12 protein-coding genes are annotated in these 14,238 nt (G+C 64.1%); 11 read left to right on the top strand and 1 reads right to left on the bottom strand.

The genetic code is table 11. The features are described 5' to 3' along the window. Positions 1–385 precede the first annotated feature (385 nt). A complete protein-coding gene (pepF, locus tag AC1Q6P_RS12000; RefSeq protein WP_492666020.1) occupies positions 386–2,284 on the bottom strand; it encodes an oligoendopeptidase F in 1,899 nt (632 codons plus the stop codon). Between the two features lie 267 nt (positions 2,285–2,551). On the opposite strand from pepF, the gene AC1Q6P_RS12005 reads away from it, so the two are divergent. From AC1Q6P_RS12005 to AC1Q6P_RS12055, 11 genes are all read left to right on the top strand, one after another. After that, entirely contained in the window at positions 2,552–5,398 is a 2,847-nt protein-coding gene (locus tag AC1Q6P_RS12005; RefSeq protein ID WP_492666019.1) for a DUF3857 domain-containing protein, read from the top strand. A 26-nt stretch (positions 5,399–5,424) separates the two neighbouring features. Then, a complete protein-coding gene (locus AC1Q6P_RS12010; RefSeq protein ID WP_102768475.1) occupies positions 5,425–5,832 on the top strand; it encodes a hypothetical protein in 408 nt (135 codons plus the stop codon). A gap of 100 nt (positions 5,833–5,932) precedes the next feature. Beyond that, the gene (locus AC1Q6P_RS12015; RefSeq protein ID WP_492666018.1) at positions 5,933–6,766 is read left to right on the top strand and encodes an NYN domain-containing protein; all 834 of its coding nucleotides are present in this window, start codon (positions 5,933–5,935) and stop codon (positions 6,764–6,766) included. Positions 6,767–6,774: 8 nt separating this feature from the next. Next, positions 6,775–8,343: a class I SAM-dependent DNA methyltransferase gene (locus tag AC1Q6P_RS12020; protein WP_492666017.1), complete on the top strand. Its 1,569-nt coding sequence runs from the start codon at positions 6,775–6,777 to the stop codon at positions 8,341–8,343. A gap of 22 nt (positions 8,344–8,365) precedes the next feature. Continuing rightward, entirely contained in the window at positions 8,366–9,649 is a 1,284-nt protein-coding gene (locus AC1Q6P_RS12025; RefSeq protein ID WP_492666016.1) for a restriction endonuclease subunit S domain-containing protein, read from the top strand. A gap of 125 nt (positions 9,650–9,774) precedes the next feature. Continuing rightward, complete coding sequence (locus tag AC1Q6P_RS12030; protein WP_492666015.1) at positions 9,775–11,208, top strand: protein NO VEIN domain-containing protein; 1,434 nt, start codon at positions 9,775–9,777, stop codon at positions 11,206–11,208. A 53-nt stretch (positions 11,209–11,261) separates the two neighbouring features. Further along, on the top strand, positions 11,262–11,543 hold the full coding sequence (locus AC1Q6P_RS12035; protein WP_492666014.1) for a hypothetical protein: 282 nt from the start codon (positions 11,262–11,264) through the stop codon (positions 11,541–11,543). Next, a complete protein-coding gene (locus AC1Q6P_RS12040) occupies positions 11,536–11,901 on the top strand; it encodes a hypothetical protein (protein WP_492666013.1) in 366 nt (121 codons plus the stop codon). The genes AC1Q6P_RS12035 and AC1Q6P_RS12040 overlap by 8 nt, the downstream gene beginning before the upstream one ends. Positions 11,902–11,976: 75 nt before the next feature. Continuing rightward, the gene (locus AC1Q6P_RS12045; RefSeq protein WP_492666012.1) at positions 11,977–13,251 is read left to right on the top strand and encodes an AAA family ATPase; all 1,275 of its coding nucleotides are present in this window, start codon (positions 11,977–11,979) and stop codon (positions 13,249–13,251) included. Continuing rightward, positions 13,248–13,841, top strand: a complete 594-nt coding sequence (locus tag AC1Q6P_RS12050) for a hypothetical protein (RefSeq protein WP_492666011.1) — start codon at positions 13,248–13,250, stop codon at positions 13,839–13,841. The genes AC1Q6P_RS12045 and AC1Q6P_RS12050 overlap by 4 nt, the downstream gene beginning before the upstream one ends. A gap of 150 nt (positions 13,842–13,991) precedes the next feature. Continuing rightward, positions 13,992–14,162 (top strand): hypothetical protein, encoded by a 171-nt coding sequence (locus AC1Q6P_RS12055; protein ID WP_492666010.1) that lies wholly within the window; start codon positions 13,992–13,994, stop codon positions 14,160–14,162. The last annotated feature ends 76 nt before the right edge of the window (positions 14,163–14,238 follow it).

The following is a 14,238-nucleotide window of genomic DNA, read 5'->3' on the forward strand; positions in this document are numbered from 1 at the left end:
ACCTTGAAAGAATCAACGAGGACCTCTCTCTGACCTTCACGGCCTCGCCATGCCGAGGAGCAATTCGACTGGGTGCAGGCCCAGACCTGCACCAAAGATGACACGCACGCGGCGCGCCAGCTGATGCAGGGGCTCGAGGGTCAGGTCTTGCGCCGCGCGATGTTCCCCGACCGGATGGCACGCCATCTCTACCTGCCGCGCAGGCGCGCGGCTGCCACGGCGCCTGGCTGGACACCTTCGAGTTCCAGGCCCGCGGTTTCTACGAGAAGCTGGGCTACCGCTGCTTCGGCGAGCTGGCGGACTACCCGCAGGGCGGTGCGCGCTTCTTCATGCAAAAGGCTTTGCTGCCCGCGCGCTGAAACGCGCTCGCCCCGTCTGGCGCGGCTTACTTTTTCTTCTGCGCCAGCAGTTGCTCCAGCTGGTCGATGGCGCGATCCATGCGGCGCAGCAAGGCGCGGTAGGGCGCGGGCGTGGCCAGGTCCACGCCGGCGGCGCGGGTCAAGGCGTAGGCATCGGCCGAGCTGCCCGATTTCAGCAGCGTGAAAAAGCGCTCACGCAGGGCGCTGTCGCCCTGGCCGATGCCCTCGGCGAAGTAGGCCGCGGCGCTGATGCAGGTGGCGTACTGGTAGACGTAGAAGTCGCGGTAGAAGTGCGGGATGTAGGCCCACTCGATGCCGTAGAGCGGGTCGATCTTGACCACGTTCTGCGCGTCGCCGTGGTAGCGCTTGAGCAGGTCCAGATAGATCTGGCTCAGGCGCTCGCCGGTGACGGCCTCACCCTTTTCCACCGCTTCGTGCGAGGCCAGCTCGAACTCTGCAAACATGGCCTGGCGGAAGAAGGTGCTGCGGATGTTCTCCAGCTGCTGGCTCAGGGCGAAGATCTTTTCATCGCGCGTCTTGGCATTGGCGACCATGTAGTCAGCCAGCAGCAGCTCGTTGGCGGTGGAGGGGATCTCGGCGATGAAGGTCGAGTAGTCGGCCGTCTCGAAAGGCTGGTTGGCGTTCGAATAGACCGAGTGCATGGCGTGACCCCACTCGTGGGCCAGGGTGGACATGGCCAGGTAATCGCCGTTGTAGCTCATCAGCAGATAGGGGTGCACATCGTAGGCCGCGCCGTTCATGTAGGCGCCCGAGACCTTGCCGCGCTGCGGCACCGAGTGCATCCAGTTCTGCTTGAAGGCGGCAGCCAGCTTGGTGGTGTACTCAGCACCCATGGGCTGCAGGGCGGCCAGGGTCAGGGCTTCAGCCTCGGCCTGCGGGTACTGGCCCGAGGGCTTGGCCAGGGGCACATACATGTCCTGGTAGCCCGGAGCTTTCAGGCCCAGCACGCGGCTGCGCAGCTTCAGATAGCGGTGCAGGGTGGGCAGGCCGGCGTTGGCCTCTTGCACCAGGCTGCGGTAGACGGCCTCGGGGATGTTGTCGCTGCCCTGGGCCATGGCCACGCTGCTGGGGTAGTTGCGCGCCCGGGCCATGAAGACGGTGCCGCGCAGATTGGCGGCGTAGACGGCGCCCAGCGTGCGCTCGTAGGCCTTGTAGACGGGCCAGAAGGCCTTGAACACCTGCGCGCGCACTTTCGGGTCGGCATCCGAGCGGTAGGCGGTGTACTGCTCCTGATCGAGCACCACGGTCTTGCCGCGGATCGTGATCTTGGGCCAGGGCAGGTCGGCATTGCTCAGCAGGCCGTAGATGGCGCCGGGTTGCTGCAGCGGCTCGGCGGCGGCGGCCAGCAGGGCTTCTTCCTTGGGGCTGAGCGTGTGTTCGGCCAGGCGCAGCATGGTGCGCAGGCCCTGGCCATGCTTGGCCAGGCCGGGCTCGGCGGCCAGGAAAGCCTCGACCTTGGCGCGGCCGATGGCGCCGACCTCGGCGCTGACAAAGGATGCGGCCTCGCCCAGCTGGTTGCCCACGGCATCGGCCAGCTGGCGGCGCGCCTGGTTGTCGCTGTGCTGGGTGTTCTCGTCGGCCTTCTGGAAGGCATAGGCCTGCAGGCGATTCAGGCGCAAGCGCAGGGCGGAGATCTGGTCCAGGCCGGCGCGCAGGCTTTGCGCGCTCTGGCCCAGCGTGCCCTGCAAGACATTGACCTTGGGCAGCTCGGCCAGCAAGGCCAGGCGCTCAGCCTCCCAGGCGGCATCGCTGGGGTAGAGCTGGCTCAGGTCCCAGACCTGGGTGCCGGCGGCGCTGTTGGCGGCCTGTGCTTGCTGGGCCGCAGGCTTGGCGGCGGCCTGAGTCGGCGCGGTGGATTGCAGCAGCAGCAAGGCAGCGGCGAGGGCAAGAGCGGTACGTTGCATGGCGGAGAGGCGGTCCCGGCGCGCCGGGAGCAAGGGAGCTGGCGAAGGCCCGCATTGTGCGCGGCGCGGCCGGGCCGGCCGCAGGTCACAGCGGGAGAACCCCTAAGCCCGTGCGCCAGCGCGGGCGGCACCAGCGGGCGGGGGCCGACATAATCGCCATCCAGTACAGCGAGCCGGCAGAGATTCAACCAAGCGCCGGCGCCAGACACAGGCCAGGGAGAGGCTCGATCATTCATGCGTCACAGCAACACACCCCGTTTCACCCTCATGTCGTTCGCGCGCCGCCGCGGCCTCCAGCTGGGCCTGAGCGCCCTGGCCCTGCTGAGCGCCAGCTCCATCGCCTGGGCCCAGGCGCCCGCAGCCAAGGCCAAGAAGGCCGCGGCCACGGCCGCCGCCACCAAGGAGGCCGAAGGCTTCAGCATCGCGCCCGCCCCCGCCTGGGTGTTGCCGCTGCAGCCCGAGGCCAGCACCGGCCTGCCCAGCGCGCCGCTGCAGCTGCTGCTGATCGACAAGCAAACCCGCATCGAGCCCAGCGGCACGGTGCGTTACCAGCATGTGCTGCGGCAGATCAACGAGGCCTCGGGCCTGCAAAAAGGCGCGCAGATCGAGCTGGACTTTGACCCCAGCTTCCAGAAGCTGCAGTTCCACCGCCTCGAGGTCTGGCGCGATGGCAAACGCCTGGATCGGCTGGAGCGCAAGCGCATCAAGCTACTGCACCGCGAGCCCCAGCTGGAGCGCCAGATCATCGACGGCCGCATGACCGCCTCCATCGTGCTGGAAGACCTGCGCATGGGCGACCGCGTCGAATGGGCCGTCTCCCTGATCGGCGACAACCCCGTGTTTGGCGGCAAGTTCGTCGATCAGGAATGGACCAGCTCCAGCGGCGGCCCGGTGGGCCTGGTGCAGCTGCGCCTGCTGAGCCCGGCCGAGCGCCAGATCCAGCACCGCATCGCCGAGCCCAGCGTCGAGGTCAGCAGCCGCGTCGACGGCGCTTGGCGCGAGACCTTGTTCAAGCGCCGCCTGGTGCCGCAGTTCCATTACGAGGAGACCGTGCCGGTCGGCGTCATGGTCAAGGACCAGGTGCAGCTCAGCGAGTTCGCCAACTGGGCCGAGGTGGCCGGCTGGGCCGAGCAGCTGTTTGCCAAGGCCATGCTGCCGGCCGAGGCGCTGGACGCCCGCGCCCGCGAGATCGAGGCCCTGGCCGCAACGCCTGAAGAACGCCTGCGCCTGGCCCTGGACTTTGTGCAGAAAGAGATCCGCTACTTCGGCACCGAGATTGGCGCCAACTCGCACCAGCCCGCCCCCACCGAGCAGGTGCTGCGCCAGCGCTTCGGCGACTGCAAGGACAAGGCCGCCCTGCTGGTGACCCTGCTCAAGAAGCTGGGCATCGAGGCCACGCCCGCCCTGGTGCCAGCCAGCCTGCGCAGCGATGCCGCCCAGCGCCTGCCCAGCCCCCTGGCCTTTGACCATGCCATTGCTGCCGTGCAGCTGGGCGAGCAAACGCTCTGGCTCGACGCCACCCGCAGCCAGCAGCGCGGCGCGCCGGCCGAGCGCCAATCGGTGGGCCTGGGTGTGGGCCTGCTGGCCAAGGCCAGCAGCGCCGAGCTGAGCCGCCTGCCGCCTGCGCGCGAGGCCCTGCGCCTGGAGACCGTGGACACCTTCAGCTTCCCGCGCCTGGACCAGCCCGGCACGCTGCGCAGCGTCAGCACATTCCACGGCGACATGGCCGAGTGGATGCGCGAGGCCCGCGCCGCCCTGCCGGCCGCCGATTTCCGCAACCTGCTGGCGGCCGAAACCCTGCGCTTCTACCCCGGCCTGACGGTGGACGGCGAGCCCGAGATCAGCGACCCCGAAGGCCGCAACGCCCTGCGCGTGGAGATCAAGTACCGCAGCGGCGATTTCTGGACCTTCCCCGAAAAACGCTGGCTGGCCGGCCCCATCGCCCTGCCCACCCTGATCGCCCAGCTGCGCCTGCCCGACCAGACCCCGCGCACCCAGCCCATGCGCCTGGCCATGAACGGCCGCTACCTGCACACCGTGCGCTACGAGTTTGCCGAGCCGCTGTACAGCCAGCCCAGCGACAGCCGCTTCGAGGAACGTAACGAGCATTTCGAGCTGCGCCTGCGCTACCGCGGCGAGCCCAAGATGCAGCAGATCGAGGGCGAGCTGCGCCTGCAGGCCGAGCAGGTGGCGGCCGGCAAATGGAGCAACTACCGCGACCAGCTCAACAAGGTGGCGCCGCGCCTGGCCAACACCCTCACCGTGCCCGTGCTCAGCAGCGAAGACCTGGTCAGCCTGCGCCGCGACATGACGGCCCTGACCGATCGCATGCGCAATGGCTCGCTCAAGGTGCTGACCGAAAACCAGGGCAGCGCCCATGCCCGCCTGCTGATGATGGACCGCATCCTCGCCGCCGACCGCCTGCCGCCCAAGCTGCGCGCGGCCGCGCTCGTCGAGCGCGCCATCCAGCTCGACCACCTGGGCCAGTCCGACCGCGCCCAGACCTCACTCTACGACGCCGCCCAGCTGCACGACGAGTCCTCCGAGGTGCACGCGGCCATGGCCGTCAACGCGCTGATGCAGCGCAAGGACGAGCAGGCCGTCAGTCACGCCGATCGCGCCCTGGCCCTGGCGCCCAATGACACCGGCGCGCGCTACACCCGGGTCTATGCCCGCTACTTCGGTGGCCAGCTGCAAGAGGCGCAGAAAGAGCTGCAGGACATCCTGCAATCGGGCAGCGAGGTCGAGCGCAGCTACGGCAGCATCTGGCTCTACCTGACCAGCCGCAAGCTGGGCCAGGACGGGCTGGCTGCCATCCGCGATCTGCGCCCCAGCGCCGACAAGCCGGCCTGGCCCTACCCGGTGCTGCAGATGCTGCAGGGCAGCCTGGACCTGGACGGCGCCCTGGCCATGGCCCGCGACGGCAAGCCCGAGGGCCAGGCCGACCGCGGCCGCGACTGCGAGCTGTACTTCTACGCCGCGCAGAAAGCCCTGCTCGACCAGGACCTGCCCAAGGCCCGCAACTACCTGAAGAAGAGCCTGGCCACCGGCGTGGTCGAGTTCAACGAGTACAGCATGGCCCAGCGCGAGCTCGATCGCATCGGCGCCCGTTGACCCTTTGCTGCCGCCGGAGCCCCCCGATGACGCCCTTGTTCAAGAAGCTCAATCTGGGCGCCCAGCGCCAGCTCACCGTGCTGAACGCCCCGGCCAGCTTCGAACCCGAGCTGGCCGCCCTGGTGGCGCAAGACCCGACCCTGCTGCTGCAGCGCGAGGCTCATGGCCCCGCGCCGCTGCACTTTGCCCTGGCCTTTGCCATCACCCAGGCCGAGCTGGACGCCGCCTGCCGCGCGCTCCTGCCCCTGGCCGAGGGCGACGCCCTGATCTGGATCGCCTACCCCAAGCAAAGCTCGAAACGCCTGCGCGGCGAGTTCCACCGCGACAGCGACTGGACCCTGCTGCGCGCCGCCGGCTTCGACACCGTGCGCCAGGTCGCCATCGACGAAGACTGGTCGGCGCTGAGGTTCCGGCGGCAGGAGTACATCGGCTGAGCCGCGGGCAAGAGAGCAGCGCGCTGCACCGCTCTGCACAGGGCTTCACTGCGTCTATCATCCCCGCCGACACAGGGACGGAAGAGAGGCGGAACAGCCCATGACAATGCTCCAACAACACCCCCAACAGCAAGCGCTGCTCGGGGCCGACACGCGCGTGGCCGTGCTGGTCGACTGCGACAACACCACCCCAGACATTCTGGAATTCGCCCTCCGTGTGGTGGCCAAGTTCGGCCGCGTGGTGCTGCGGCGCGGCTATGGCAACCACAGCACCTTGGCCAACAAATGGCAGGAAGCGCTGGTGCGCCTGGCCTTCACGCCCTGCCTGCAGTACCAATACGCCGCCGGCAAAAACACCTCGGACATCGCTCTGGCCATGGACGCCATCGAAGCCCTGTTCGACCAGCGTGCCGATGTGTTCTGCCTGGTGACCAGCGACTCCGACTTCGCCGGCCTCTGCCGCAAGCTGCGCGAGCGCGGTGCCACGGTGCACATCGTCGGCGAGGCCAAAACGCCCGATGCGCTGCGCAATGCCAGCGACCAGTTCTTTGAGTGGATGCCGCCAGAGCCTCCACCCGCACCAGCTGTTGCAACCAACCCCGCGAACAGCAAGCTGATGCCGGCCTCCACGGCGGCAGCCGAGAATCCTGCGCCCAAACCCGGCGCGAAGAAGCGCCCCAAAACCCTGCTCGGCGCCGTGAGCTTGCTGGCTGCCGATGCTCCAGATGGGCGTATCGGCCTGGGCGCCCTGGGCCAGTACCTTAAGCGCACCGACCCCGGCTTTTCGCCAAAGACTTACGGTTACACCGCACTGTCCGATTTGGTCCGTGCCTACCCTGAACTGCTGCTGACGCAGGAGAGCAACTCAGTTCATTGGGTCAGCCTCAAACCCAAGGCCGTCGCAACGGCACCGACTTCGAAGACCGCCTCCTGAACTCATTCATGCTCGACGACATCAAGAAAACCCTCTGGGCCACGGCCGACAAGCTGCGCGCCAATATGGACGCGGCCGAATACAAGCACCTGGTGCTGGGCCTGATTTTTGTGAAGTACATCTCCGACACTTTTGCGGCGCGCCGCGCCGAGGTGGTGGCCCGGCTGGCGGACCCGGCCGACGAGTACTTCTACGGCGACGCCAGCCCCGAGGACCTGGCCGCTGAAGCCGATGACCGCGACTACTACACCGCCGTCAACGTTTTCTGGGTGCCCGAGGACGCGCGCTGGGAAACGCTGCGCGCCCAAGCCAAGCGGCCCGAGATCGGCAAGCTGATCGACGAGGCCCTGAGCCTGATCGAGGCGGACAACCCCAAGCTCAAAGGCATCCTGGACAAGCGCTATGCCCGCGCCCAGCTGCCTGACGGCAAACTGGGCGAGCTGGTCGATCTGGTCTCAACAATAGGCTTCGGCGAGAACCCCAGCGCCGCCCGCGACGTACTGGGCCAGGTGTACGAATACTTCCTCGGCATGTTCGCCAGCGCCGAGGGCAAGCGGGGCGGGCAGTTCTACACGCCGGCCAGCATTGTGAAAACACTCGTCGCTGTGCTGGCGCCGCACCACGGCCAGGTCTATGACCCCTGCTGCGGCTCGGGCGGCATGTTTGTGCAGAGCGAGCGCTTCATCGAGGCCCACGGCGGCAAGCTCGGCGATGTGTCCATCTACGGCCAGGAAGCCAACCCCACCACCTGGCGCCTGGCCGCCATGAACCTGGCCATCCGCGGCATCGACTTCAACCTGGGCCGCGAGCCCGGCGACACCTTCACGCGCAACCAGCACCCCGATCTGCGCGCCGATTTCATCCTCGCCAACCCGCCCTTCAACATCAGCGACTGGTGGCATGGCAGCCTGGAGGGCGATGCCCGTTGGCAATACGGCGACCCGCCGCAAGGCAATGCCAACTACGCCTGGCTGCAGCACATGCTGCACCACCTGAAGCCCAGCGGCCGCGCCGGCATCGTGCTGGCGAATGGCTCGATGAGTTCCAGCCAGAACAACGAAGGCGTCATCCGCGCCGCCATGGTGGACGCCGATGTGGTGGAGGTGATGATCGCCCTGCCCGGTCAGCTGTTCTTCAACACGCAGATTCCGGCCTGCCTGTGGTTCCTGGCCAAGACCAAGCCCGCGGCGCGCAAGGGTCAGGTCTTGTTCATCGATGCGCGCAAGCTGGGCCGCATGATCTCTCGTGTGCAGTGCGAATTTGCTGACGAAGAAATTGAGCGTATTGCGGCGGTGGTGGCGGCGTGGCGTGGTGAAGCACCAGCCGGCGAGGCCGTGGGGGGATATGCCGATGTGCCGGGCTTCTGTCGCAGCGTGTCGCTGGCCGAAATCGCCCAGCATGGCCATGTGCTGACGCCGGGGCGCTACGTTGGCGCCGAAGCCGTGGAGGACGACGACGAGGCCTTTGCAGACAAGATGACGCGGCTGACCGAGCAGTTGGGCGAGCAGATGGCCAAGGGGGCGGAGCTGGATGCGTTGATCCGGGCGAAGCTGGGGGGGCTCGGGTATGAGTTCTGAATGGACTGCTTTCACGGAGCTCTTGACTGCCATCGTGGACAACCGCGGAAAGACATGCCCCGTAGGTGAGGTTGGCCGCCCGTTGATTGCGACGAACTGCATTGATGGCGAGGCCTTGCACCCCCGGTACGACACCACCCGTTTCGTCGATGAATCTACGTACGCAAGTTGGTTCCGAGGCCATCCGCTGCCGGGTGACATCCTGTTCGTATGCAAAGGCAGTCCAGGTCGGACGGCAGTGGCGCCTGATCCAGTCGATTTTTGCATCGCTCAGGACATGGTCGCTGTAAGGGCTGACAAACGAAAAGTGAGCCCGAGGTATTTATTTGCAGCACTGAGATCCAAGACTGTCCAGGACCAGATTGCCAACATGCACGTTGGCACCATGATCCCGCACTTTAAGAAGGGCGATTTCGGCAAGCTCTTGATTCCGCGACTAGACCGTCCCCAAGAGGCTGTAGTCGGCGATCTCTACTACGAAATCTGCGAACGAATCCGAATCCTCCGCGAAACCAACGCCACGCTGGAAGCCATCGCCCAGGCGCTGTTCAAGTCCTGGTTCGTGGATTTCGACCCCGTGCGTGCCAACATGGCCAACCTGCAGCATGCCGGCATTGATGCAACTGTCGCCGCCCGGTTTCCTGACGACACTGAATCCACTGAGCACGGCGAGATCCCTGAGGGCTGGCGCTACGCCCCTCTGCGCGAGATGGTGCAGGGCGTCTACGACGGGCCCCATGCAACGCCGCCCGAGGCGAATGAGGGCGCCGTATTCCTTGGCATCAAGAATCTCACTGGCACCGGCCTGGACTTGACCGAGGTTCGCCACATTTCGGATGCTGACTGGGCGCAATGGACCAAGCGCGTCACGCCGCATCACGGCGATATCGTGTTCAGCTACGAGGCGACTTTGGGCTTCTTTGCCCTGGTGCCGCCTGAGCTACGTTGCTGCTTGGGCCGTCGTTTGGCCTTGGTGCGACCACTGCCGGATGGCGGAACGCCTCACTTTTGGTTCCATCAGTTCGTCGCATCCCCGTTTCAGCGCTTGCTCGAAAAACACACGATTCACGGGGCGACGGTCAACCGGATTGCGTTGAAGTCCTTCCCTGACTTGCCTGTGCTCGTTCCACCCCTTGAACTACGGGACGCCTTCGAGCGCATAGCGGCGCCAATATGGCGGCGCATCCACGAGAACAGTGCTCAAGTCATGACCCTTACCGGGCTGCGCGACACCCTTCTCCCCCGCCTGATCTCCGGCCAACTTCGGCTGCCGGACTTGGTGTCTGAACTCACTGCAAAACACTAAGCGCAGATTTCAGTCATGCAGGGTCCAACTGCGGTCATCTTCGCAGCGCATCATGCTGAGCGAAAGCAAGCCCGACCTACTTCAAGGCCCACACTTCAATCAGAAGGAAATTTGGAAAGTCACTCATGTCTGATCTCGAACAAAAAACCAAACGACTCAAGCGCGCCGACTTGGAAGGCCAACTGAAACAGTTGCAAGGCTGGCAGCGCCTCACGGAGAAGGACAAGGCATGGGGTATCCAGGCCGCTGTTGTCGTCCATCGCCTGTTCCCAGGCTTGCAGGTGGGCCTTGGCGACAAGAACAAGGCGCTGGTGTTTGGCGAGTCAGAGCAACCTGAAAAGCAGGAAAACCGGCGTTTTGCTTTCCGGCTCGACAAGAACGACGGTGCTGGCTTCGCCGTGCCTAGGGATAAAAACCAACCGCAGATCATCCATCTCCGAGTTGCATCCACCTATCTGACGAATCGGGGGTGCACCCACGAGGAAGGCATCACCTGGATCTATCGCAAGCTGACGGGGAGTGAGCAGGGTATAGAAGGCTGGCTTCAATCCCTTCGTTCGATTGGCCTGACTTCGACCGGCAACGTCGATGCCGGCTCCAGCGGCGCGACGCAAAGCAATCGGCCGACGGTCATGGCAGAACTGGATCGACCGAGCGTCTTGCGCGTCGAGGCCTCTGTTGATGCGTCGTTGGACGAGGGCATTGAAGTTGACCAGCAGGCCACGCTGGGACATTTCGAGCAGGGCTCAGAGGAGGCAACTCCAGTGGAGCGGACATGGAATGGCATTCATTCCGAAGAGAAGCTCCTCTCGACCAAGGAGTTGGCCGAGGCCACCGCAGGCGGTGACGACTACATTCGGACCAAGGGCAACATCGTCAAAGGGCTGGCCTTGAGGTCAGATGTCAACCCAAACGCCCCGAGCGTTGTTGCCTACGGCTCCGGCCCACAGATCATGGCCCGCGCGGCACGCTTCTTCGAGCAAGGAACTTCGGTGCCGACTTATCTCAAGCGCGATGTGAACGCCTGGGCTTTTGTAGGGCACTACCGCGCAATCAAGAACTTGACGGACAAAGCATCGAAACGCCGGTACGCCGCGCATTGGCCTGCGGGGAGCGTTGCAGGCGTTCTTCTGTTGGAACGGACGGATGTTGAAGAGATCCAAGTTCGCGGCGGCGGATTTGCCGATGCTGAAACTCGAAGGGCAGTCGAGAAGGCCGCAGTGGACCATGTGATTGAGGTGCTCGAAGCGGAAGGCTATGACATTGAAGACCGGCAGGCAGAGAACTGCGGCTTTGACCTGCTGGCGAAACGCGAAGGGGCTCAACTAGAAGTTGAGGTCAAAGGCACGAGCGGAGTGGCCCGGAACTTCTTCATCACTCGAAACGAGCGCCAGCATGCAGAGGAGTCCGCAGAGAAATCTGGGAGCTGGCGTCTGTACTTGGTAACCAGAGCATTGGACGAACCGACCTTGCATCGCTACACATGGTCGGAACTTCAAGATTCCTTTGAGATGGACGCCCTCGCTTGGCAATGCAAAGCCAAGGAATCCAAAAGCTGAGAACAGAAAGCTAGCTAGCCCCTTTCAAATCATCACAAGCTGAGGAGGACCCCATGGAAGACACCGTTCGAGTGCCATTCAAGGTTGAAGAAGATGGCTCACTCACCTACTTCTTCCCAGACTGCCGAGACAGCAAGGGCTACAAGGTAGGCCCCAAAGAGGCCGCGACGTATCACACCGACTACTGGGCTGCGCTCGCGCATGTCATGAGTTTCGGCCAGCCGGAGTTCAGACGGAAGAACGCCAATGGGAACCGAGGCCGTGTGGTCTGCAAACCAGGCGATGTCCGGGCCTTCCCCAGGAGCCACATTCAGCGGATGTTGTCGAATGACTGAGGCTGAGCGCGCGCGTAACAAGGGTTTCGATTCAAAAGACCGCCAAGAGTTCTGGACGGCCTTCCTCACCCGGTGGCCCCTGCAGACGCTTGAGCAACTGACGCTGCAGGACTACACCCGGACCGAAGACCGCGAGAACTGCCTTTCGACCTGGGTGAAGTACGGCTGCGAATCGCTTGGTGCAACCCACACCCGTGGCACTTGGTACGACACCATCGGCATCTTTGCGGTACCTCAAGGTATGGACGTGAGCCGCTACCTTGAAAAAGGCCGGCGGCTGAGGGATGCGCAGGATATGAGTCAGAACGTCGATCTGCTGCCGGGAGCGCAGGCGCTCAACGAGGAAGCGGTGGCATGAGTCCCGCACAATACGCGTCGGCCGCATTGCCCTGTCTGGGCGCCGCGCCTGCATCCCCCCTGTAGAAAGCCCGACATGCTGCAATCCCTGACCCTGAAAGGCGTTGGACCGGCCAAGCAACTTGGACCGGTGGAGTTCGCGCCTCGCATGAATTTCTTGACCGGCGACAACGGCCTGGGCAAGAGTTTTTTGCTGGATGCCGCCTGGTGGGCCTTGACGCGAACCTGGTCCAGAGGCGTACCAGCGGCCCCTCAGAAAGCGGCCAAGAGTTCCAGCATTGCGTTTCGCTACAGCAAGTCCACACCCGGGGCCTATGACGAGTCGGTCACTTTTGACCACCTTGACGGGGTCTGGCCGCTCAAGCAGGGGCGCCCCCCGATCCCCGGCGTGGTCATCTACGCGGGAGTGGACGGCAGCTTCTCGGCCTGGGACCCCGCCCGCAATTACTGGAAGGACAAAGACGCATCGCCCTCGGTCAAGCCACGCGGCTTCAACTTCTCGCCGGAACAAGTCTGGAAGGGGCTGCAGGGGCCCGATGGGACCTGGTACTGCAAGGGCCTGATTCACGACTGGGTGCTTTGGCAAAAAGGAAAGGACCCGGCGTTCAAGGATCTGGTCACGGTCTTGGATGCCTTGTCCCCTTCAGGGATCGAGAAGCTCACGCCGGGTGACCCGGTGCGCCTGGGTGAAGATGTGACCGACCACCCCTCGCTGCGCATGCCCTACGGCCAGGATGTGGCCCTGGTCCATGCTTCGGCAGGCATGCGGCGTATTGCCGCCCTGGCCTATCTATTGGTGTGGACTTGGCGCGAACACGAGCGTGCGTGCGAGCGCACGCGGCAGAACAAGGCCAAGGAAGTCATCTTTCTCATCGATGAGATCGAGTGCCATTTGCACCCGCAATGGCAACGCCGCATCGTGCCGGCCTTGCTGCGTGTCATGGAAGCGCTCACAGGCAAAAAGGTGCCGGTGCAACTGATTGTGGCCACGCATTCGCCGCTGGTGCTGGCATCGGTGGAACCCGCGTTCGACATCGAAAAAGACGCCATCTTCAACATCCGTCTGAAAGACCATCAGGCCGTGATCAATGCCGAGCTCTGGGCACCCGAGGGCGACGTGGTCAATTGGCTGGTGTCGCCGGCCTTTGGTTTGCAGCAGGCCCGATCGGTCGAAGCCGAGCAAGCGATTGAGGCTGCCGAGGCCTGGATGCGGGGCGACACGGACAATTTGCCGCAAGAACTCAATACACGGGACAAGATTCACAAAGCGCTGCTCAAGAGCGTGCCGGGCCATGACATCTTTTGGCCGCGTTGGGTGGTGCGGACCGAGCCCAAGGGGGGCAAGGCATGATCCCGGTCTCGCGCAGCGTGCTCAAGAAGGAGCCCGTCGGCTTTGATGAGAAATGCCGAAAAAAGGGTGCCGGCTGGCTGGCCCGTAACCCCAAGGCGACGCGCAAAGCCAAACGCCCCAAGGACTTTTGGAGCCCATTCCGGCCAGCCCTGGCGGAGGCCTTCACAGACCGCTGTGCCTACAGCGCAATGTACGAACCGAATGGCACGGTGGACCATTTCAAGCCTGTCAACACCGATGAGTCGCTGGCCTACGAGTGGAGCAACTACCGTTACGTCACAGGCTGGATCAACAGCAGCAAGAACAAGCGGCCCAAGGTGCTGGACGCGCTTCAAATCAAGGCCGGTTGGTTCGAAGTGCTGCTGCCCTCGCTGCAATTGGTAGCCATCAAAGCGAACATCCCGCTCAGGCTCCATTCGCTGGTGGACCGAACACTGAATGATCTCCATCTGGTCGACGACGAGCGCATCGTGCGCCTAAGGCGGGAGTGGCTGCGGATGTATGAAGACCAAGAGATCAACCTCGAAGGCTTGAGGAAAAAGGCCCCGTTGATTGCTGCGGCGATCGAGAAAAGAGATGCCGTGGCCTGATTTGGAACTCTGCGTTTTCTATTCGCATGCCTTGCCGGGTAAGGCGTGCTCGATCCGCTTTGATTGCGCCCTCGCTCATTAAAGAATGCTTTAACAAGCCCGCCCCCATTCAAGACTGCTTTCATACCGACCACCACCAGACCTATCTTCGTGCACCCCTATACCAAGATTCAATTCTTGGTCGATGCGGGCATTGCCAAGCGTCAGACGGCATCCAGCTATTTGCAAACACTGGCAGGTTTGGGACTGCTGCGCGCCAGCAAACAGGGTCGGGAGATGCATTACATCAACGATGCCCCGTTCGCGGAGCTGGTGGCTTAAGGGGGGAGCATCTGTCGATGCAATCGACGGATGCGCCAGACATGTCGAAATTCTTGTTAAATTTCGACGCATTCTG

The sequence above is a fragment of the Roseateles sp. GW835-FHT13E02 genome (genome assembly GCF_058794035.1).